We start from the raw sequence: 21038 nt of genomic DNA, 5'->3' as shown, positions 1-21038 counted from the left end.
TAACCTGCGTGGATGTTCTGAGAGGTTGGTCATGCATATTCATATCCTTGGTATCTGCGGCACGTTCATGGGGTCTCTGGCGGTGCTCGCCAAAGAGTTGGGGCACCGGGTCACGGGCTCCGACGCCAACGTCTATCCACCGATGAGCACCCAGCTGCAAGCCCAGGGCATCGAGCTGACCCAGGGCTACGACCCTGCACAACTGGACCCGGCGCCTGATCTGGTGGTGGTCGGCAACGCGCTGTCGCGCGGCAACCCGGCAGTAGAATATGTGCTCAACAAAGGTTTGCCGTATGTGTCTGGCCCGCAGTGGCTGGCGGACCATGTGCTGCAAGGCCGCTGGGTACTGGCCGTGGCCGGCACGCACGGCAAGACCACCACCAGCAGCATGCTGGCCTGGGTGCTGGAACACGCGGGCATGAGTCCCGGCTTCCTGATCGGTGGCATCCCGCAGAACTTCGCCGTGTCGGCGCGTCTGGGCGAGACCCCGTTCTTTGTAGTCGAGGCCGATGAATACGACAGCGCCTTCTTCGACAAACGCTCCAAGTTCGTCCATTACCGTCCACGGACCGCGATTCTCAACAATCTTGAGTTCGATCATGCCGACATCTTCCCCGACCTGCCGGCCATCGAGCGTCAGTTTCACCATCTGGTGCGTACCATCCCGAGCGAAGGTCTGGTAATCCATCCGACGACTGAACCAGCGCTGGCGCGGGTCATCGAGATGGGTTGCTGGACGCCGGTACAGACCACCGGCCAGAACGGTCAGTGGCAGGCGCAGCTGTTGAGCGAAGACGGTTCACGCTTTGAAGTGCTGTTCGAGGGCGAACCGCAGGGCACCGTCGACTGGGACATGACCGGTCAGCACAACGTGGCCAACGCCCTGGCGACGCTGGCAGCCGCTCGCCATGTGGGCGTCGTACCGTCGCTGGGCGTGCAGGCGCTCAGTGCGTTCAAGAGCGTCAAGCGGCGCATGGAAAAGGTCGCCGACGTACGCGGCATCACTATTTATGATGACTTCGCTCATCACCCTACAGCTATTGCAACCACGCTGGATGGCCTGCGCAAGAAGGTCGGTGATGCATCGATCATTGCGGTCATCGAGCCGCGCTCCAACTCGATGAAGCTTGGCGCGCATCGCGACGGCCTGCGGGAAAGCGTGAGTCAGGCGGATCAGGTGGTCTGGTACGCCCCACCCAATCTGGGCTGGGACCTGGCCGCCACCGTGGCCGGGGGGACTGTACCGGCGCAGGTGTGTGACTCGATTGAAGCGATCATCGACCAGGTGAAAAGCCAGGCACAGCCCGGTACGCACATCGTGATCATGAGCAACGGCGGCTTTGGCGGTCTGCATGGCAAGCTGGCAGAGGCGCTGAAATGAGCGGCCCGGAGCGCGTTACCGTTGCCATGACCGGCGCTTCCGGCGCGCAATATGGCCTGCGTTTGCTGGATTGTCTGGTGCGTGAGGATCGGGAAGTACATTTCATGATCTCCAAGGCTGCGCAACTGGTGATGGCCACCGAGACCGACGTACGCCTGCCGCCCAAGGCGATGATGATGCAGGCGTTTCTGACGGAGTACACCGGTGCGTCTGCCGGGCAGATTCGCGTCTATGGACGCGACGACTGGATGTCGCCAGTGGCCTCCGGTTCGGGATCGCCAAGCGCAATGGTGGTGGTGCCTTGTTCCACCGGTTCGCTGTCGGCAATTGCCACCGGGGCTTGCAACAATTTGATCGAGCGCGCCGCTGACGTGACGCTGAAGGAGCGGCGCCAGTTGATTCTGGTGCCGCGCGAGGCTCCGTTTTCCAGTATTCATCTGGAGAACATGCTCAAGCTGTCGAACATGGGCGCGATCATTCTGCCTGCCTCGCCCGGTTTCTATCACCAGCCGCAGACCATCGACGACCTGGTGGATTTTGTCGTCGCGCGGATCCTCAATCTGCTGAATATTCCTCAGGACATGCTGCCGCGTTGGGGCGAGCACCATATTGGCGGCGATGAATAAGCTGCTGCTGGTCGCGCTTGCGCTGGCGCTAACCGGCTGCGCGACGGCACGCACGCTCAATGCGGCTAAACCTGGCGCGCCGGTGGTGTATGCCGGTACGCGGTTGAACATGTATGCGCTGCAGGGCGGTTGCTGTGCTGCAGACCGATTCGGCGCACAAGCCCCCAGCTACCCGGGCCTGGACCTGCCGGGCAGTGCGCTGCTCGACACCCTGCTGCTGCCACTGTCATTGCTGACGGCGGCGGGATTCGGGGTTCAGGCTACGGGCGGGCTTTAGCGGTATAAGAGCGACCACCTGCGTTATCAGGTAATGCTCCTTTGGATGACGCAGAGCGTCACGAACTGCATTCCCACGCGGAGCGTGTGGACGATCAGCGTCTGAGCTCTGGCGATCATCACTTGCCCAGTTTGCGCAGCTCATCCGATTCGACGATCCGTACGCCGTTCTGTTCTTCCAGCGCCAGCCGCCACAGGGCGCGGGCCAGTTGGCAGGCTTCGATGGCGCCGTATTTGCCGGGGATCAGTTTGGCGATAGGCGCCGCCAGTTGCTCGACCCAGCGGGTTTCAGGACGGCTGCCTACCAGCAGGGAAGGGCGGGCGATGGTCAGTTGCGGCCAGTCCTGTGCACGAAGCGCCTGTTCCATTTCGCCTTTGACACGGTTGTAAAAGGTACCGGACGCCGGATCTGCACCGATTGCGCTGATTACCAGCAAGTGGCGAGCACCGAGTTCGCGGGCCCGGCTGGCGAACGCTGTGACCATGTCCAGATCAACCGCCTTGAAGGCGTCCTGAGAACCCGCTTGTTTGATCGTGCTGCCCAGGCAACAGAATGCGATGTCCACTCGGCCAGACAGCGTTGGCAGCAGGTTCGCCAGCTCGCCGACCGGGTTTTCCAGGTGCGAGTGTTCGGCCAGCGGCTTGCGGGTCGGTGCCAACACGCGGCTGACGGTCGGCTCGCTGAGCAGCCTGTCCAGCAAATGCTCGCCTGTAAGGCCCGTGGCTCCTGCGAGCAGGATGTGTTGCGGCGTCAGGTACATGTGGCTTCTCCCTCAATACTGATAAGCCTAGCGGCTACTCGAAGTCTTCGCTTCCGTGCGGTTCAACGCCGTGCTCAACGCGCGTTCGGCCTGGCTTTTGCGCAACTGCTGCCAGCGCGCCAGAACTCCTTTGGGTGCCCATATCTGCGGTTCGGAGGCTTCGAAGTTGTCTTCGGTCTCGCGTTGCGCAACATAGGCCTTCGCTTCGTTGAAAGCGTGTTGCAGGTCATCGGTTTCGACCAATGCCCTGGCAAATAGTGCATCGCCAAAATAAGTGAAGTCCGCTTCTTCCGAGCAACCGAACGAGACGCGGTCGGCGCGTGAGGCGGTCATGATCAGCGTGCGCTCATCTTTCAGGTCGGGAATGAACCCGCCGGAATAACAGGCTGAAATCACCACGACCTTGTCACGATTCTTCAGTGGTGCAAGGGCTGCGGCTAGTGCGTCGGCGGGCAGGTCTGCCAGCGACAGGCGCGGCTGGTCGAGCACCAGTTCATGATCCTGAGTGCCGTGGCTGGTCAGGTAAATGAACACCAGGTCTTCCGGGCCGGTGCGCTGGGCGAGTGTCTGCACCGCGCGGGTGATGGTTTCACGCGTCGCCATCGGCCGGTCATCCATGTGATCGCGATGATTGACCAGGCTGACTTGCCCGACGGCACCGAAGCGCGACTTGAGCAGATTGCTCACGTAGTCCGCCTCGCGCATGAACACGCTCTGCTTGCCGTCGCCACCCACGACCAGCGTGTACAGCTCGGTGGCGGGTGTCGACGCCGGCACTGCTGCCAGTGCCTTGTCCAGCAGCGAACCCTGGACCAGCAGCCCGGCTTCAAGTGGATCCGGCAGCAATTTGCCTTTGGCATCACGGATCCGCTGGCCGTTGGCCCAGATGCCGCGCTGCTCCTTGCCATCGGCGGAAATCAGCACGCCGTCGCCCTGGTAGGTGTCATCGGCGAACTGGCCGATGTAGCGGCTGCCATCGGCCAGTAGCAGCTGGCCCTGACCCATGAAGCGCCAGTTGTCGAAGTCACCCTGATAGCGGCTGCCGTCAGAGCCGATCAACTCGCCTTTGCCGGTCAGCGCGCCTTCCTTGAACTCACCGCTCCAGACGTCGCCGTCGCTGTTTTCGTAGCGCCCCTTGCCGTCCAGCTGGCTGTTGCGGAAGTTGCCGACGTATTGATCGCCGTCAGTGCTGGTAAAGCTGCCGGTGCCCTGCAATTGACCGTCGATGAAATTGCCGCTGTACTGGTTGCCGCTGGCGTCACTGCGCGAACCCTCGCCGTTGGCCTTGCCATTGGCGAACATGCCCTGATGCTGGCTGCCGTCTTCCAGTTCCAGGCGACCGGGGCCGTCGTACACACCAGCCTTGAACTGGCCACGGTAAAGCACGCCCTTGTCTTTCTGGGTGCCTTCGCCGTCACGCATGCCAAGTTTGAAGCTGCCGACATAACTCGTGCCAGCGCGATTGGTCAGTCGGCCCTGGCCATTGAACAGACCTTGCTCGAAGCCGCCCTTGTAGACGTCGCCGTTGCTGGAGTGCCATTCACCCTGGCCTTGCCGCAAGCCGTTTTCGAACTGACCTGAGTACCAACTGCCGTTGGGGTAATCGATGCGGCCCTGGCCCTGCAGGACGCCGTTGACCAGATCGCCCCGGTAGCGTCCGCCGTCGGGCAGTCGACCGTCTGGTGGCAAAATCGATTCGCCATCACCGCAGCCTGCGATCAAGAGTGTCAAAGCCAATGGAGCGAGCGCGCGCATGTGAGATCCCGGAAGAATGATTCAGGGGCGAGCCCGGCTCCGCTTGAGCAGATGTTATGGGTCACGACCGCAGGGGAGTATGCCGCAGCGAGTCAACGGGATGAAACAGTCTGTTAGGACTGTTTCATGTTTTAAACGCTTTACACAAAACACAACGTTAAAGGTTCGGCCACAAAAGCGGGTTTTTCCTGACCTTCTATCTCCAGCGTGGCCGTTGCCTTGAGCAACCACTGACCGGGTTTTTTCTCGCTCACGTCGGTCAATTGGACCTTGAGACGTACTTGCGAGTTGACCGTCACCGGTTGAACGAAGCGCACGCTGTCCATCCCGTAATTGACCGCCATCTTCAAGCCTTCGGGCAGTACCATGATGCCCTCCATGAGCTGGGGGATCAGCGACAACGACAGGAAGCCATGTGCGATAGTCGCGCCGAACGGGGTCTGCGCCGCTCTGACCGGGTCGACATGGATGAACTGGAAATCCCCTGTGGCGTCGGCGAACAGGTTGATACGCTGCTGGTCGATGGTCAGCCAGTCTGAATAGCCAGCGTCCTTGCCGATGTATTGCTTGAGCTCTGCGACGGGTACAAAAGGCATGCCGCTCTCCTTGTCTGATGAGGGGGTATCGAGCTGTCACCGCCTGCATCAACGTATGCCTGCGGGTGAATGACCAGATCAGCAGAGGGCGGCTGGCCGGTCAAGCAACTGCGGCAATGCGAATACCCACTCATGACCTCTGGCGCAGCGTGTTTATAATGACGCCGATCGTTCGCCGGGTTCGTTTATCTGCTGGAGTCTTCATGCTGTTAAGGGGTTTGACATGGCTGGTGCTGTTCCAATTGCTGGGGACCGCGCTCAACCATCTGTTTCTGTCGATTTTGCCGGGGCCGATCATCGGCCTCGTGCTGCTGATGGCCTATTTGATGTGGCGCGGTGAAGTCAGCGAGCCGATCAGCATGGCGGCCAGCAGCCTGCTGCGCTATCTGCCGTTGCTGCTGGTGCCGCCTGCAGTCGGGGTGATGGTTTACGCGTCGGCCATCGCCCAGGACTTCTGGGCGATCTTTGGCACGCTGACCCTGTCGCTGATGATTTCCGTGACCTTCGTCGGCTGGCTGATGCAGACACTGATCAAACGTCAGGCCCAGCGCCGGGAGTTGCCATGAGTCCTGACTGGCACGGAGCGTGGCTGTCGGTGATTCACCACCCGCTTTTCGGCATCGCGATTACCCTGGGGGCCTATCAACTGGCGATGGCGGTTTATGAAAAAACCCGCTGGCTGTTCCTGCAGCCCGTGCTGGTCTCGATGGTGGTGGTAATCGGGGTCGTGCTGTTTTGTGACCTTGAATACACCGAGTACCGCAAAAGCACCGAGATTCTGGTCACGTTGCTGGGGCCTGCGACTGTCGCGCTGGCGGTCCCGCTCTATCTGAATATGCGGCGCATCCGCCAGTTGTTCTGGCCGGTCTTGACTACGCTGGTAGTCGGCGGGGTGTTTGCCACCGGTTTGTGCGTGGGGTTCGGGGTGCTGTTCGGCGCCGATCACATGATTCTGATGACCATGGCACCGAAGTCAGTGACGTCGCCTATCGCCATGCTGGTCGCCGAGCAGATCGGAGGGGTTGCCGCCTTGGCGGCGGTTTTTGTGTTGATTACTGGCGTATTCGGTGCCATTTTCGGCCCCGGTCTGTTGTCACTGATCGGGGTGGATAATCCTGCTGCCCGAGGCATGGCGCTGGGGCTCACCGCGCATGCGGTAGGCACGTCCGTGGCATTGCAGGAGGGCGAGGAATCGGGGGCTTTTGCTGCGTTGGCAATGAGTCTGATGGGCGTTGCAACGGCGTTGTTCCTGCCGTTGGCAATGTCGCTGGCCATTTAAAAGGAGGCTTTTCTATGACGCTGCCATTGTTTCCGCTGAATGCTGTACTGTTTCCAGGGTGCGTGCTTGATCTGCAGCTGTTTGAAGCCCGCTACCTGGACATGATCGGCCGCTGCATGAAGCAGGGTGAAGGTTTCGGTGTGGTGTGTATCACCGAGGGGAATGAAATTGGCTCTGTGCCGGACGGTTACTCGCTGATCGGCTGCGAGGCGCTGGTCACGGACTTTCAGCAGCAGGAAAACGGCTTGCTGGGCATTCGTGTCGTCGGCGGGCGTCGCTTCCGGGTTGTCGCCGCTGAGGTTCAGCGCGATCAACTGCTGGTGGCCGAGGTCGAGTGGCTGGAAGAGCCCGTGGAGCGCCCGTTGCAGGAGGAAGACGCCGACCTCGTGGCCCTGCTCGAAGCGCTGGCCGAGCATCCCATGGTGGCTTCCTTGAACATGGGCGTATCTGCCGCCGGGCAATACGCGTTGTCCAACCAGCTTGCCTATCTGCTGCCGTTCACTGAAAAAGACAAAGTGGAACTGCTGGAAATCGACGATCCCGAAGAGCGCCTCGACGCGATTCAGGAATTGCTCGATGAAATGCAGGGCGATCTGCAAGCCTGAGCCTCGATCGCGCTGTTCATTGCGCAACACAGCAGTGCCCCCGTAAACGCACGCCGACGTAGTACATCGGCACCATGCCCGGTTGATCAGGTAGTGGGGCGCAACATGTCAGGCGCGTTAGCGCGGAGGATACTGCTCCAGAATTTTCGCTACCGTGGTGCGCATGGCCTGATCGCGCTCTGACGGACTGCCGGCGTTGTCGTTAAGGATGCGCTCGGTGCTGCCACGCCAGACCAGTTTGCCGTCCTTGCCGTCGAACATATCGATCTGCACGGTGCCGACCTTGTAGTCGACGCTACGGGTTTCGGTGTTCATCGGCCCGTTCCAGTAGCCATAACCACCCCAGGGGCTCCAGCCGCCACCATAGTTGGTGCTGACCGTCTGCTGACGGTTTTCGACAATCAGCCAGGCCTGCACTTTCAAATCCGGCCGGGCGCCGGCTGCGGCCATGCGCAGGCCACGCTGGTCCAGCTGTTCGCCGATCGACTGGCGAAGGCGTTGCTCGGTCAGGTCGCTCTTGAGCCGTGGATCATTGTCGGGCTGATACTGAACGGCGGGCTCTTTCCAGCTCCAGCTGCGATAGCCGCCGAAATCCCGCCGGGCATCGAAGTCGCGATTGATCGAGTTGCTCTGACAGGCCGTCAGCAACACGGCACAGGTCAGCAGAACGATACGGCGAAACATGGCAGTTCTCCGGAAGGGTTACGAAGGCGGGTAGGCCGCCAGAGCCTGTTGCACGGCCTGACGCAACGCATTGCTGCGGTCGGCCAGATTATTGCTGGCGCGCGCATCGGCGCTGGCGCTCCATACCGGCTGGCCGCTACGCGCGTCGATCAGGTTGATCTGCACCACCATGACCTTTTCCTGGTAAGTGCGTACCACCGGCACACTGGCGTATCCGCCGTAACCGGGCCGGTATCCATCGTAGCGGCCATAGCCCATGCCGCCCCCATAGTAGGGATCGTAATCCTCCCGCACCTGACGCAGCCGGGTTTCCTGCCGGGTCGTGGCCGTGACGTACAGGTCTGCCGGCTGATTGCCGCGTGCCGGTCGCAAGCCGCGCTGGTCCAGGCCATTGCTCACAGCCTCGACCACCTGCGCCGAATCCACCCATGCGGTGCCGGGCGGCAGCTGGCCGTTCAGCCAGCCCCAGGATCGATAACGCCCATAGTCACGCGGCGGCGCAGGATAGGCGCTCATGTCCAGCGTCCTTGCCGCTTGCGCAGGGGCGGGTGGCATGGGCAGAGAGCTGGCGACATACGGGTTGTCGCTCTGGCAGGCGCTGATCCCGAGCAGAGCGGTCCCCAGCAGTACGGCAAACAAGGCAGAACGGTGTTTCATGGTGGGCTCCGCAGTGATGTCAGACCGGACGGCACATCCAGTGAAGGTATCGACCCAACCCGGCAAAGGCTGGATGACGCCGATGCGCCAGTTCCATTTCCAGCAGATCCGTCAGCTCGGCCCGAGCCTGGAATTCAACCGGCATGTAATCGTGAAAGACCCGCACCCCGCTACGGGTTTCGACTTGCCACAGGCCTTCAAGTTGCGTCGCCAGCTCCCGAGGGTCGAGCGGTTGCTGGGGTGTCAGGCTCTGTCTTTCCCCGGCCATGTCATTTTTGCGCATCTTGCGGAAATGGCCCTTCAACAGGTTGCGATAGATCAAGGCATCGCGGTTGTAAAACGCCAGCGACAACCAGCCATCGTCCTTGGTCAACTGGCGCAGCACCGGGAGGATGGTGTACGGCTCGGCCAGCCACTCCAGCACGGCGTGGCACAGCACCAGATCATAAGTGTCGCTCAGTAAATCGGGCAGCGCCTGCCACGGGGCCTGAATGAAGGTTGCCGTCTGTCCGGCATCGGCGAAGCGCTGACGTGCACCTTCGAGCATTGGCTCTGCGGGTTCGGCCAGGGTCACCTGATGACCCTGTTCGGCCAGCCACAGCGACATGTGGCCCAGCCCCGCGCCGATATCCAGTACCCGAAGCGGTCGTGCCGGCAGGGTCTCGGTCAGGTCGGCCTGCAGCACCGCCAGACGAATGGCTCCCTTGGCGCCGCCATAGATCTTTTCCGCAAAACGGGTCGCCAGCTGGTCGAAATGCCGATCACTCACTTGGCAAATCTCCGCTCGCTGTCAGCCAGCTTGTTGCGCACCACCTTGTCCATGTCCAGCCCCAGTTCGCTGCACAGCAGCAACAGGTAGAGGACGATGTCGCCGACTTCCTGGCCGGCGTGCTCCAACTGGTCGGCAGGCAGCTCGCGGGACTGGTCTTCACGCAGCCACTGGAATATTTCCACCAGCTCGGCCATCTCCACACTGGCAGCCATGGCCAGGTTTTTCGGGCTGTGGAATTGCTTCCAGTCATTCTGGTCGCGGATGCGGTGCAGGCGTTGGGTCAACTCGTCGAGGTTCATCGTGCTCTCCTGAAGACGCATAGCTTCAGGGGGAACGGGTCGCCAGGCAAGTGGACGTTGCGGTTTGTTCAGCCGTTGATGGGAGCAGGGCTCCCGTCAGAGGTGTTCATCAGGCTGTGCATCACTCGGTGACAGGCTGCCAGCTGCCGACCATATGCACGATGCCCTCCTGGCCTTCGACACGGAACTGGCCATGCGAGCCGGCGGCACTCGCCGACAGCATCACGTCGGCAGGCAGGCGTACGGACTTCTGGAACTGCACGCTGATCTCGACATTCGAGGCCGGCAAATGCTCGCCCAGCGCCGCGAGCGCACGGGCCTTGAGCCACATGCCGTGGGCGATGGCACGCGGGAAACCGAACAGCCTGGCGCTGGGGGCGCTGAGGTGGATCGGGTTGTAGTCGCCCGACACCTTGGCGTACTCGCGGCCTATCTGCGCCGTCGCCCGCCAGCCCTGCAGCTCGCTGAGCGGGAGCGGCGCGGCTTCGGGATAGCTCACGGGGCTGTCTTCCAGGTGCACGGCGGTGCACAGCATGGTGCTTTCTTCTTCCCACAACAGCCCCATGCCGTCTTCTGCCTGGGTGACCAGTGTGAACGTCGCACCCTTGGCGTGCGGGCGCAGGTCGGTGGCCTGAACGCTGATGTACAACTGGCTCACACCACCCAGCGGACGATGCGTACGGGTGCGATTGGCGAGGTGAATCAGCCCCAGCAGCGGGAATGGAAAGTCCTCGGAGGTCATCAATTGCATTTGCAACGGAAACGCTAGCACATGCGGATAGGTCGGCGGCAGCAGGCTGCTTTCTTCGAATCCGCAGACCTTGCGGTACGCTTCAAGCTTGTCGGTATCGACCGCGATCCAGCTGCGCAAGCCAAGGTCGGGTAGCTGCATCCCGGTTACCTTGCGCTTGAGCGCTGCCTGGATGAACAGGTTGGACAGGGGCTGCAGGGAATTGAGGTAGCGCCAGTGAGCCGTCATTGTCCATCTCCTTGAATTCGGTACGGGACCTCAGGCCCCGATCACGTTTTGACCACAGACACGTAGAACCTGACCGCTCACTGCGCCGCTGCCCGGCTGGCTGAACCACGCCACTGCCTCGGCAACGTCCTGTGGCGAGCCGCCCTGACCCAGCGAACTCATGCGCCGCCCGGCTTCACGCAGGGTGAACGGCATGTGCGCGGTCATTTTGGTTTCGATGAAGCCCGGCGCCACGGCGTTGATGCTGATGCCGCGTGACTTGAGTCCGGGGGCCATGGCCCGTGCAAAGCCGATCAGACCGGCCTTGCTGGTGGTGTAGTTGGTTTGCCCGCGATTACCGGCGATACCGCTGATCGAGGCCATGAGCACGATCCGCGCGTTATCCTTCAAGGCTCCCGCATCGAGCAGCACCTGAGTCAGCACTTGCGGCGCATTGAGGTTGACCGCCAGTACCGAGTCCCAGAAATCTTCCGGCATGTTGACCAGTGTCTTGTCGCGCGTGATGCCGGCGTTGTGCACCAGTATGTCGACGCCATCGGGCAGGTGTTCGAGCAACTGTGCCGGGGCATCCGCCGCGCAGATATCCAGCGCCAGAGCCTGACCGCCAAGCCGCGAGGCGAGTGCTTCCAGCTCGTTTCTGGTCTGCGGCACATCCAGCAGAATGACCTGCGCGCCATCACGGGTCAGGGTCTCGGCGATCGACGCGCCAATGCCGCGTGCAGCACCCGTCACCACTGCCTTGCGCCCTGCCAGCGGGCGGGTCCAGTCCTGCACTTTGCTCGGGCAGGCACTCAGGTGGACGAGCTGACCGGAGATGAACGCAGCCTTGGGTGTGAGGAAGAAGCGCAGGGCACCCTCAAGTTGATCATGCGCGTCGTCATCCACTTGCAGCAGCTTGACCGTTGCGCCATTGCGCACTTCCTTGGCCAGTGAGCGGCTGAAGCCTTCGATGGCCTGTTGAGTGCTGGCGGCCAAAGGATCATCGAGTGTCTCGGGAGATTTGCCGAGGATAACCACATGCGCGCAGTGGTCGAGATTGCGCAGCAGCGGCTGAAAGAAGTCCCGCAGCTGTCTGAGCTGCTCGGTGCGCAGGATCTGGCTGGCGTCGAAGACCACCGCTTTCAGACGGGGGCCCTGGTTGGACACCCATGTTGTGGCGCCGGGCATGGCGCTGCCGAAGCTGTACAGCGAGTCGGTCAGGCGGCTGGCGAACTGGCGGACCTGATCCCCGAGTGGTCCTGCACTGATCAGCAATGTCCCTTCGACGGGCCGAAGACGCCCGGCCTGCCAGCGCTCCAGGTGAGTGGGGGCGGGCAGACCGACGGCCTTCACCAGGCGCCGACCCATGTCGGAGTTGGCGAAATCAATATAGCGATCTGACGGCATGGAACACTCTCCTGAAGTCGGGGTTCAAAGGAATGGACCACGGTGGCATGACGTTTGTTCTTGCGATCGACACGGCTCATTCATTCGCTTGAAGAAAGGGAGTTTTCCATGACGCATCCTCGTCGGGTCGCCATCGTCGGCGGTAACCGCATTCCGTTCGCGCGCTCCAATGGCCCTTATGCCACGGCCAGCAATCAGGACATGCTTACGGCTGCTCTGGAAGGGCTGATCGAGCGCTTCAATCTGCACGGGCTGCGCATGGGCGAGGTGGTGACGGGCGCGGTGCTCAAGCACTCCAGAGACTTCAACCTGACCCGCGAATGCGTGCTCGGCTCGCGGCTCTCGGCACAGACCCCGGCTTACGACATTCAGCAAGCGTGCGGTACGGGGCTGGAAGCGGCGTTGCTGGTGGCCAACAAGATCGCTCTGGGGCAGATCGAGTGCGGCATTGCCGGCGGCGTGGACACCACGTCCGACGCACCGATCGGCGTCAACGAGGTGCTGCGCAAGATCCTGCTGCAGGTAAACCGCAGCAAGACGCCCGCTGACAAGCTCAAGGCCCTGATGCAGTTGCGCCCCCACCACCTCAAACCGGAGCTGCCCCGTAACGGCGAGCCTCGTACGCGCTTGTCGATGGGTCAGCATTGCGAGCTGATGGCGCAGACCTGGGGCATAGAGCGCGGGCCGCAGGATCAGCTGGCGCTCGAGAGCCACCTGAAAATGGCGGCAGCCTGTGCCGAGGGCTGGCAGGACGATCTGATGACGCCGTATCGCGGTCTGATCCGTGACAACAACCTGCGTCCGGACCTGACGCTTGAAAAGCTCGCCAGCCTCAAGCCTGCGTTCGAGCGCAGCGCCAAGGGCACCTTGTCGGCGGGCAATTCGACACCGTTGACCGACGGTGCGTCGGTGGTGTTGCTGGCCAGCGAGGAATGGGCTCGCGAGCGGGGCCTGCCGGTGCTGGCTTACTGGCGCGATGGCGAGGCTGCAGCGGTGGATTTCGTCAACGGTGCAGAAGGGCTGCTGATGGCACCGGTCTATGCGGTTCCGCGTCTGCTGGCCCGCAATGGCCTGACCCTTCAGGACTTCGATTACTACGAAATTCACGAAGCCTTCGCCGCGCAGGTGCTGTGCACCCTCAAGGCCTGGGAAGACGCCGACTACTGCAAGACCCGCCTGGGGCTGGACGCGCCGCTGGGGTCTATTGATCGCAGCAAACTGAACGTCAAAGGCAGCTCACTGGCTGCCGGTCACCCGTTTGCCGCGACCGGAGGCCGAATCGTCGCCAACCTGGCCAAGCTACTGGACGCGGCAGGCAGCGGACGTGGATTGATTTCGATCTGTGCCGCAGGCGGCCAGGGCGTGACGGCAATTCTGGAGCGTTAGGCAAATGGCTGGGGTCATGGGCATAATCCACAGCTGAAATACGCAGGGCATGGGCACGATAGCGGTCTACCTGACGACTACCGTTCCTCACGCCCCAGCGTGGGAATGCATTTCGTGACGCCCCGCGTCACACCCGTGCGCGGGATGATCAATCAGCATTATTGGCCTGTAACGTTGAGGTAAGGCATGGGGCTCATCATTGGTGTGTCGGTACTTCTGATTCTGATCGGCACCGTGCTCTATCTGTTCGACAAAGGCGCGCGGACCCGCTGGCTGAGACCCTATATCGGGCTGATGCTGATCGGTTTGCTGATCGGCGGGATGGGCTTGCTGGTGGGGCTGGTCTCCGATGAAATAGAGGTTTATTTCCTGCTGGTGGCCAAATGGGTCATCGCGGTAACCGGTATCATGTTCTGCCTGCGGCTGATCGTACTGATCGCCAAGCGCTTCATCGCCAGAAATTGAGCGTGCAATCCGCCCATGTGTGACAGGACAACGTGGAAAATCACTTCAAGTTTCTGACCCTGCCCAAGACCTCGGGCGAGGTCGCCAACGTCTTCATTCACGGCTATTCGTCAGGGCATGATCTGGATGACCGACGCCTGTTGGCCAACAGCATCCCCGGCGCTTTGCGCCAGAGTGTGAATATTCTGGCGTTCTGGCCATCCAGCCATTTCACCCAGATGGACAACCGTTCCCGTGGCCTGCTGATGGCGGCTGCCCGTGTGCACCCGCTCGCGGGTGCGGCAGCGCTGGCGGGGGATCGTGTCGTTCACTTTGCGCGTATCCGCAACCGTGCCCGCGACATGGGCAAGGTGCTGTTGGCGCAGCTGGATCGCTACCTGTTCGAGCATCATCCCGACGTCAAGCAGGTCAACCTGATTGGCCATTCACTGGGCGGCCGGCTGCTGGTCAGCGCACTCAAGGACCTGCAGCAGACGCCCGAACACGGGCTGGTGGTGGGCGATGTATTGCTGATGGCCGCTGCCGTACGTATCGATGCTGCCGAAGCCGAGCTGCTCAAGCAGAGAATCAGCGGACGGCTGATCAATGCGTACTCAACTGAAGATCATGTGCTCTTGCTGAATCTGGGCGAGAAGAGCCTGGGGCGCACGCCGGTCGAGCACTTCGAGAACGTGCGCATGCAGGGGTATCGCCATCACCATTACTGGCAGCGCTTGCAGGAAGTGCTGATTGCCACCCGCTTCAGTGGCTGTGAAGGGCTGGAAACCGGCGTTACGGTGCTACCGACCATGACCCGCGACCCGGTCCTGCAGGATATCTGGCTGCACAGCGTTCTGGCCCGTTCGCCGGACTACGTGCTGGAGGCGGCCATCAAGCACTTGCGCAGCAGTCGCTGGACGCGCCTCAAGGCCACTGAAGCGGACCGCACTTACGCATTCGTGCGCGAATTCCAACTGGTCGCCGGGCACTTTCTGATCAATGCCGCCCGGCGTCGTGGCGTGCCCTATACGCGAGTGCTGGGCATGCTGGCGCGACAATACGGCCTGGGCGACGCGTTGCACCAGTGCGCGACAGTGGTTGAAGTGGAAGAGCTGCTGCTCAGAACGTTCTTTCGCCATGCGTTCAACAGCGCGCACCCGCTGGTGCAGATGCCGCGCGCCAGTGTCCGTGCGATGAGCTGGGATATCTATGCCGCGCATGTCGATGCACTGGCCGAGCGTCTGACCGTGGCGGCGTTTTTCAAGGCCGCGCAGCCCGACGAGGCGCCGGGCGCGGTCAAGGGCTTGCTGGGCGCAATCCGCCAGGCCCCGGTGCAACGGTTGCTGACGCACTTCGGCACCGCGCTGCGGCCGGGTTATTCCGCACTGATCCCGACCGTGGCGATCGTCTTCTACGCGCGCGTCACGCTGGATGATGACGCGCTGATGTAAGCCGGGTTCACGCGGCGCGAGCTTCTTCCAGCGCGGCGGCCGAAAGCTGCTGGCGATGACGACTGGCGTAGCTCTCGGCGATGATCGAGCAGACGATCAACTGCATCGGGTGGTAGATCATGATCGGCAACAGAATCAGGCCAAGCCCCGGATTGCTGCCGAAAATCAGTGCGGCCATCGGCGCGCCTGCGGCAAGGGACTTCTTGGTGGCGCAGAACACCGCCGCGACCTTGTCGGCATGATCGAACTTGAGCACCCGCGCCGTGCGGGTCGTCATCAACAGAATCACTGCCAGCAGGAGTGCGGTGCCGATGAACGCCGTCAGGATCACGCTGTTGCCCTGGCTTTGCCACATGCCGGAGATCATCGAGTTGCAGAACGCCGCATACACCAGCAGCAGAATCACCAGCTTGTCGATCAGGTTGGTGTATTTCTTGTGACGGGCGAAGAACTTGCCCAGCAACGGCCGCATGAGCTGGCCCAGCACCAGTGGCAACAGGAGCATGGCGCACAGGTCGAGCAGCGTATCGCCCAGATCGATTCCGCCAGCGCCGGTGCCGACCACCAGGCTGACCAGCCACGGGGTGATGAAAATTCCGATGACGCTGGACATGCTGGCGTTGAGAATCGCTGCCGGGACATTGCCACCCGCGCTGCCGGTCAGCGCCACCGAGGACGAAATGGTCGAGGGCAGGGCGCACAGGTAGAGAAAGCCCAGCATCAGTAGTGCCGGCACCTGCGTGCCCAGCAGCTTGTGGCACGCCAGCCAGATCAGCGGGAACACCACGAACGTGAAGACCTGGATCATCACGTGCAGGCGCCAGTTGGTCAGGCCTTTCTTGATCTGCTCGCTGGACAGGTTCACGCCATGCAGAAAGAACACCACGAACACGCCGACCTTGATGACGTATTCAGCGTGCATGCTGCCGCCGGTAGCGCCGAAACGAGGAAAGAAATAGGCGAGTACCGTCGCCAGGACCATGCCCCAGAGGAACCAGTCGGTGGCGACGCGTTTGAAGTGTTTGAGTGATTGCATGCGGGGTCCGTAGAACTTTTGTAAACAGAGATGCGTGCAGGCTACTCTGTTGCTCCATAGCCGTCTTGCGACATAAGGCCATAAGATGCCGAGTAACGGACAGATCAATCAGCGGCCGCCCACGGGTGAACGGCAGATACCGGCTTTGTCCGGTCTGCCGCGCCCGCTGTATGCCCGTGCCGAAAGCCTCAGCGCCGGTTCGTGGACGCCGCCCCATCGCCACGACTGGGTGCAGTTTTCCTACGCGATCAGTGGCGTTCTGGGGGTGCATACCGCCGAGGGCAGTTTCTTTGCGCCACCACAGTGGGGCGTCTGGGTGCCTGCCGGGCTCGAGCATGAGGTCGTGACCTCGATGCGTGCCGAAATGCGCAGCCTGTACATTCGCACGGCAGATTCGGGGTGGGCACCGCAGCGGTGTCGGGTGCTGGAGGTCACGCCACTGGCCCGCGAGCTGATCAAGAGCTTCTGCCTGTTGCCCGTGGATTATCCCGAGCAGGACAGCCATGAGGCGCGTCTGGTGCAGGTCCTGCTGGATCAACTGGCGCAACTGCCCGAAGTCGGCTTTTCCCTGCCGTTGCCGCGTCATCCGCGTTTGCTGGGGCTGTGCAATGAGTTGATCGAAGAGCCGGGCCTGTTGATAACCCTGCATGACTGGGCTGCCCGTCTCGGGACCTCCGAGAAGACCCTGATGCGCCTGTTTCAGCGGGAAACCGGGTTGAGCTTCCGTGGCTGGCGGCAGCGGGCACGTCTGCTGTCTTCGTTGTCTGCACTGGAAGAGGGCGCCAGTGTGACGCACACCGCGCTGGCCTGCGGTTATGACTCGACGTCAGCGTTCATCGCCGCGTTCAAGGGTTTGTTCGGCCATACCCCCGGTGACTTGTTCAAGTAAGGCATGGATGTCTTGTGCACTAACGAGTGCATCTAACGCCGTTTTTTCTGCGTTTACATGTTTTGTCCCGGAATATCTTTCACCGGCTGTACGGCACGAAAGGTGCTTTAAACCGGGGGATTGCGTGGTTTTTTCTTAAAAAACCTTTCAATCCACAGGGTGTTACCCCTACTCGCTGGCGGAGGATTGCCGTATAACGGCAACAATCGCGTATCTGGCAACAAAGGACCCACAATAAAAGCTGATGAAAACTCCTAAACGCATTGAACCCCTGATCGAAGACGGTCTGGTCGACGAGGTGCTGCGCCCGCTCATGAGTGGTAAAGAGGCAGCTGTTTATGTTGTGCGTTGCGGCAATGAGCTGCGGTGTGCCAAGGTTTACAAGGAGGCTAACAAACGCAGTTTCCGTCAGGCGGCCGAGTATCAGGAAGGTCGCAAGGTACGCAACAGCCGTCAGGCCCGCGCCATGGCCAAGGGCTCGAAGTTCGGGCGCAAGGAAACCGAAGACGCCTGGCAGAATGCCGAAGTGGCTGCGCTGTTTCGTCTGGCCGGCGCAGGTGTGCGGGTTCCCAAGCCGTACGACTTCCTGGAAGGCGTGCTGCTCATGGAACTGGTGGCCGACGAGTATGGCGATGCAGCGCCGCGTCTGAACGACGTGGTGCTGGAGCCTGACCAGGCACGCGAGTATCACGCGTTCCTGATCGAGCAGATCGTGCTGATGCTGTGTGCCGGTCTGGTGCACGGTGACCTGTCGGAGTTCAACGTGCTGCTGGCGCCGTCCGGTCCTGTCATCATCGACTTGCCGCAAGCGGTCGATGCCGCGGGCAACAACCACGCGTTCAGCATGCTGGAGCGCGACGTCGGCAACATGGCACTGTACTTCGGCCGCTTCGCGCCGGAGCTCAGAAAGACCAAGTACGCCAAGGAAATGTGGTCGTACTACGAGGCAGGCACCTTGTCGCCTACCACGGTGCTGACCGGTGAATTCGATGAGCCGGAGGACGAAGCCGATGTGGGCGGCGTACTGCGCGAAATCGAAGCCGCCCGCCTCGACGAAGCCCGCCGCCAGGCAGCTCGTGCGGCAGACGACGCACCACCGAGCAAGTCCACTGAAGAACCACCGCCGCCGTGGATGCAGTAAGACCCCACTGTGGGAGTAGTGGCTAGCAACACCCGCCCGACGCCAGGTCCTTGAGGATCGGGCAGTCGGGGCGGTCGTCGCCGTGGCAGTGTTCCACCAGTTCCTGAAGCGTGTCGCGCAGGCTCGCCAGTTCGTCGATTTTCCGGTTCAGCTCGGCGATGTGCTGGCGGGCCAGTGCCTTGACGTCGGCGCTGGCCCGCTGGCGGTCCTGCCAGAGCGTCAGCAGTTTACCGACCTCTTCCAGCGAAAAACCCAGGTCCCTTGAGCGCTTGATGAACGCCAGCGTGTGCAGATCATCCGCGCTGTACAGGCGATAGCCGCTGTCGCTGCGATGGGCCGCCTGCAGCAGACCGATGGACTCGTAATAGCGGATCATCTTCGCGCTCAAGCCACTGCTTTTCGCCGCCTGACCGATATTCATGGTGCGTCCTCCAGGTCGCGGGGTTTCCAGGTTTTCAGCAGTAGCGCATTGCTCACCACGCTGACACTCGACAACGCCATGGCCGCGCCCGCCAATACCGGATTGAGGTAGCCCAATGCCGCGAGGGGAATGCCGATCAGGTTATAGACGAACGCCCAGAACAGATTCTGGCGGATTTTCGCGTAGGTCCTTCGGCTGATGTCCAGCGCCGCCGGAACCAGTCGCGGGTCGCCGCGCATCAGGGTGATGCCCGCTGCATGCATGGCGACATCGGTCCCGCCGCCCATCGCGATACCGACATCCGCCGCGGCCAGCGCCGGGGCGTCGTTGATGCCGTCACCGACCATCGCCACCACATGATTGCTTTTCAGTAGGGTGACGGTGGCGGCCTTGTCGGCAGGCAGCACTTCGGCATGCACATCCTGTATCCCCAGTGCTCTGGCAACCACCTGAGCACTGCCACGGTTATCGCCGGTCAGCAGATGGCTGGTGATGCCCCGCGCATTCAGCGCTCTGATCGCCTGATCGGTTCCGGGCTTGAGCGTGTCACCGAAGGCAAACATGCCGATCACTTTTGGCTCCGGAGCCTGCTCGATCAGCCAAGAAAGCGTGCGCCCCTCGGCCTCCCAGATGCGCGCGGACTCGGTCAGGTCGCCCATCGGCAGGCCGCTGTCCTCCAGCAAGCGCCGATTGCCCAACGCCAGCTCACGGCCCTCAACGGTGCCAGCGATGCCCCGACCGCTCAGGACACGGCTGTTTTGCGCTGCATCAGGCTTGAGTTGCCATTCATGACAGACATCCAGCACCGCTCTGGCCAACGGGTGTTCACTGCCGCGTTGCAGTGCGCCCGCCAGTTGCAGGAGGTGTTCCTCATTGCCCAGTACCGCGCTCATGTTGGTGATACGCGGTGCCCCCGAGGTCAGCGTGCCGGTCTTGTCGAACACCACCGCATCGACCTCGTGAGCCCGTTCCAGTGCCTCGGCGTCCTTGATCAGAATGCCGTAGCGCGCTGCCACACCGGTCCCGGCCATGATCGCTGTCGGCGTCGCAAGGCCCAGAGAGCAAGGGCAGGCGATCACCAGTACGGCGACGGCATTGATCAGTGCGACTTCCAGCGAGGCACCGACCAGCAGCCAGCCGGCCAGTGTGCAAAAGGCAATCACCAGCACGCTGGGCACGAACACCTGGCTGACTTTGTCCACCAGTTTCTGGATCGGGGCCTTGCCTGCCTGGGCGTCTTCAACCAGACGAATGATGCGCGCCAGGACCGTTTCCGCGCCCAGCGCTGTGGTCCTGATCAGTAATTGACCTTCGCCATTGATTGCCCCGCCGGTGACCTTGTCGCCCGGTTGCTTGACCACCGGCAGGCTTTCACCGGTGATCAGCGCTTCGTCGGCATGGCTGCGGCCTTCAACCACTTCGCCGTCCACCGGAAACCGTTCGCCGGGTTTGACCAGCACCCGGTCATCGAGCTGCAGCGCGCTGATCGCAACGTCCTGTTCGAGGCCGTCGACCACGCGCAGAGCGCGCTCCGGGCGCAGTGCTTCAAGGGCACGGATGGCACTGGCGGTCTGGCGCTTGGCGCGGCTTTCCAGATATTTGCCCAACAGCACCAGTGCGATAACCACCGCTGATGCTTCGAAATACAGGTGCGGTGTCGTTCCGGGCGCAGCGTGCAGCCATTGATAGACGCTCAGGCCGTAGCCGGCGCTGGTTCCGATCGCGACCAGCAGGTCCATATTGCCGGCACCCGCGCGCACGGCTTTCCAGGCGGCCACGTAAAAGCGTGCGCCAAGAATGAACTGCACCGGCGTCGCCAGCACAAATTGCACCCACGCGGGCAGCATCCAGTGCACACCCAGCGGTGTCAGCAACATCGGCAGAATCAACGGCAGCGCCAGTACGATGGCCAGCAGCAAGGCCCAGCGTTCGTGGTGCAGGTGACGGGCTTTCTGATCGGCTTCTGCGTGACGATCCTGGCTCAGCGTGGCGCTATAACCGGCACGGCTGACGGCGTCGATCAGGGTCTGTGGATCGATGTGCGCTGCGGTGTCTACATGGGCGCGTTCATTGGCCAGATTGACCGTCACGCTGTTGACTCCCGGCACTTTGACCAGGGCACGCTCGACCCGACCTGCACAACTGGCGCAGGTCATGCCGCTGATCGGCAGGTCGAAGGTGGTGGTGTCTTGCATGTGAATCACTCCCTGAGGC

23 protein-coding genes are annotated in these 21038 nt (G+C 61.9%); 11 read left to right on the top strand and 12 right to left on the bottom strand.

Annotation, left to right across the window (positions count from 1 at the left end):
- Nucleotides 1-31: 31 nt before the first annotated feature.
- The 3 genes from mpl to JOE33_RS10885 are packed head-to-tail and all read left to right on the top strand — an operon-like array spanning nt 32 to nt 2284.
- Nucleotides 32-1381, top strand: coding sequence for a UDP-N-acetylmuramate:L-alanyl-gamma-D-glutamyl-meso-diaminopimelate ligase (mpl, locus tag JOE33_RS10895; protein WP_054993603.1), 1350 nt, complete (start codon nt 32-34; stop codon nt 1379-1381).
- The gene (gene ubiX, locus JOE33_RS10890) at nt 1378-2007 is read left to right on the top strand and encodes a flavin prenyltransferase UbiX (RefSeq protein WP_187625081.1); all 630 of its coding nucleotides are present in this window, start codon (nt 1378-1380) and stop codon (nt 2005-2007) included. Before mpl ends, ubiX begins: the two co-directional genes overlap by 4 nt.
- On the top strand, nt 2000-2284 hold the full coding sequence (locus tag JOE33_RS10885) for a YceK/YidQ family lipoprotein (RefSeq protein ID WP_096140242.1): 285 nt from the start codon (nt 2000-2002) through the stop codon (nt 2282-2284). Before ubiX ends, JOE33_RS10885 begins: the two co-directional genes overlap by 8 nt.
- A 118-nt stretch (nt 2285-2402) precedes the next feature.
- Here JOE33_RS10885 and JOE33_RS10880 read toward each other — a convergent pair whose 3' ends face one another.
- From JOE33_RS10880 to JOE33_RS10870, 3 genes are all read right to left on the bottom strand, one after another.
- On the bottom strand, nt 2403-3044 hold the full coding sequence (locus tag JOE33_RS10880) for an NAD(P)H-binding protein (protein WP_187625082.1): 642 nt from the start codon (nt 3042-3044) through the stop codon (nt 2403-2405).
- Between the two features lie 27 nt (nt 3045-3071).
- Entirely contained in the window at nt 3072-4799 is a 1728-nt protein-coding gene (locus JOE33_RS10875; protein WP_122529417.1) for a C13 family peptidase, read from the bottom strand.
- Nucleotides 4800-4939: 140 nt separating this feature from the next.
- Nucleotides 4940-5395, bottom strand: coding sequence for a MaoC family dehydratase (locus JOE33_RS10870; protein WP_122529416.1), 456 nt, complete (start codon nt 5393-5395; stop codon nt 4940-4942).
- Between the two features lie 203 nt (nt 5396-5598).
- Here JOE33_RS10870 and JOE33_RS10865 point away from each other — a divergent pair, with 203 nt between their 5' ends.
- The 3 genes from JOE33_RS10865 to JOE33_RS10855 are packed head-to-tail and all read left to right on the top strand — an operon-like array spanning nt 5599 to nt 7279.
- A complete protein-coding gene (locus JOE33_RS10865; protein WP_010436959.1) occupies nt 5599-5961 on the top strand; it encodes a CidA/LrgA family protein in 363 nt (120 codons plus the stop codon).
- Nucleotides 5958-6674 (top strand): LrgB family protein, encoded by a 717-nt coding sequence (locus JOE33_RS10860; protein WP_032615345.1) that lies wholly within the window; start codon nt 5958-5960, stop codon nt 6672-6674. The genes JOE33_RS10865 and JOE33_RS10860 overlap by 4 nt, the downstream gene beginning before the upstream one ends.
- A gap of 14 nt (nt 6675-6688) precedes the next feature.
- Nucleotides 6689-7279, top strand: coding sequence for an LON peptidase substrate-binding domain-containing protein (locus JOE33_RS10855; protein ID WP_032615343.1), 591 nt, complete (start codon nt 6689-6691; stop codon nt 7277-7279).
- Nucleotides 7280-7396: 117 nt separating this feature from the next.
- Here JOE33_RS10855 and JOE33_RS10850 read toward each other — a convergent pair whose 3' ends face one another.
- The 6 genes from JOE33_RS10850 to JOE33_RS10825 all read right to left on the bottom strand — a co-directional run bounded on the left by JOE33_RS10850 (nt 7397) and on the right by JOE33_RS10825 (nt 12056).
- Nucleotides 7397-7963 carry a DUF4136 domain-containing protein gene (locus JOE33_RS10850; RefSeq protein ID WP_054993598.1) on the bottom strand — a complete coding sequence of 189 codons (567 nt, stop codon included), beginning with the start codon at nt 7961-7963 and terminating at the stop codon, nt 7397-7399.
- Between the two features lie 18 nt (nt 7964-7981).
- A complete protein-coding gene (locus tag JOE33_RS10845) occupies nt 7982-8620 on the bottom strand; it encodes a DUF4136 domain-containing protein (protein ID WP_096140245.1) in 639 nt (212 codons plus the stop codon).
- 19 nt (nt 8621-8639) lie between these two features.
- Nucleotides 8640-9389, bottom strand: coding sequence for a methyltransferase domain-containing protein (locus tag JOE33_RS10840; RefSeq protein ID WP_010436973.1), 750 nt, complete (start codon nt 9387-9389; stop codon nt 8640-8642).
- The gene (locus JOE33_RS10835) at nt 9386-9691 is read right to left on the bottom strand and encodes a MazG-like family protein (RefSeq protein ID WP_054993595.1); all 306 of its coding nucleotides are present in this window, start codon (nt 9689-9691) and stop codon (nt 9386-9388) included. Before JOE33_RS10835 ends, JOE33_RS10840 begins: the two co-directional genes overlap by 4 nt.
- Before the next feature lie 121 nt (nt 9692-9812).
- On the bottom strand, nt 9813-10670 hold the full coding sequence (locus JOE33_RS10830) for a MaoC/PaaZ C-terminal domain-containing protein (protein ID WP_187625083.1): 858 nt from the start codon (nt 10668-10670) through the stop codon (nt 9813-9815).
- 30 nt (nt 10671-10700) lie between these two features.
- Entirely contained in the window at nt 10701-12056 is a 1356-nt protein-coding gene (locus JOE33_RS10825; RefSeq protein WP_122694512.1) for a 3-oxoacyl-ACP reductase, read from the bottom strand.
- A 108-nt stretch (nt 12057-12164) separates the two neighbouring features.
- On the opposite strand from JOE33_RS10825, the gene JOE33_RS10820 reads away from it, so the two are divergent.
- The 3 genes from JOE33_RS10820 (at nt 12165) to JOE33_RS10810 (ending at nt 15337) form a co-directional block, all read left to right on the top strand.
- A complete protein-coding gene (locus JOE33_RS10820; protein ID WP_122622096.1) occupies nt 12165-13442 on the top strand; it encodes an acetyl-CoA C-acetyltransferase in 1278 nt (425 codons plus the stop codon).
- Nucleotides 13443-13628: 186 nt separating this feature from the next.
- Nucleotides 13629-13907 carry a hypothetical protein gene (locus tag JOE33_RS10815; protein ID WP_010436983.1) on the top strand — a complete coding sequence of 93 codons (279 nt, stop codon included), beginning with the start codon at nt 13629-13631 and terminating at the stop codon, nt 13905-13907.
- A 32-nt stretch (nt 13908-13939) separates the two neighbouring features.
- Entirely contained in the window at nt 13940-15337 is a 1398-nt protein-coding gene (locus JOE33_RS10810) for a DUF726 domain-containing protein (RefSeq protein ID WP_054993592.1), read from the top strand.
- Nucleotides 15338-15344: 7 nt separating this feature from the next.
- Here JOE33_RS10810 and JOE33_RS10805 read toward each other — a convergent pair whose 3' ends face one another.
- Entirely contained in the window at nt 15345-16373 is a 1029-nt protein-coding gene (locus JOE33_RS10805) for a bile acid:sodium symporter family protein (RefSeq protein WP_054993591.1), read from the bottom strand.
- Between the two features lie 85 nt (nt 16374-16458).
- On the opposite strand from JOE33_RS10805, the gene JOE33_RS10800 reads away from it, so the two are divergent.
- Nucleotides 16459-17262: a helix-turn-helix transcriptional regulator gene (locus JOE33_RS10800; protein ID WP_187625084.1), complete on the top strand. Its 804-nt coding sequence runs from the start codon at nt 16459-16461 to the stop codon at nt 17260-17262.
- 244 nt (nt 17263-17506) lie between these two features.
- On the top strand, nt 17507-18403 hold the full coding sequence (locus JOE33_RS10795) for a PA4780 family RIO1-like protein kinase (protein WP_003414611.1): 897 nt from the start codon (nt 17507-17509) through the stop codon (nt 18401-18403).
- 22 nt (nt 18404-18425) lie between these two features.
- Here the strand turns inward: JOE33_RS10795 and cueR are convergent, their stop codons facing one another.
- Nucleotides 18426-18824 carry a Cu(I)-responsive transcriptional regulator gene (gene cueR, locus JOE33_RS10790; RefSeq protein ID WP_024641796.1) on the bottom strand — a complete coding sequence of 133 codons (399 nt, stop codon included), beginning with the start codon at nt 18822-18824 and terminating at the stop codon, nt 18426-18428.
- Complete coding sequence (locus JOE33_RS10785; RefSeq protein WP_187625085.1) at nt 18821-21019, bottom strand: heavy metal translocating P-type ATPase; 2199 nt, start codon at nt 21017-21019, stop codon at nt 18821-18823. The genes cueR and JOE33_RS10785 overlap by 4 nt, the downstream gene beginning before the upstream one ends.
- Nucleotides 21020-21038 lie beyond the last annotated feature (19 nt).

Origin of the sequence: Pseudomonas sp. PvP027 (assembly GCF_017833005.1) — a bacterium.
Classification (GTDB): Bacteria; Pseudomonadota; Gammaproteobacteria; order Pseudomonadales; family Pseudomonadaceae; genus Aquipseudomonas; species Aquipseudomonas congelans.
This window is presented reverse-complemented; position numbering and strand designations above follow the sequence as displayed.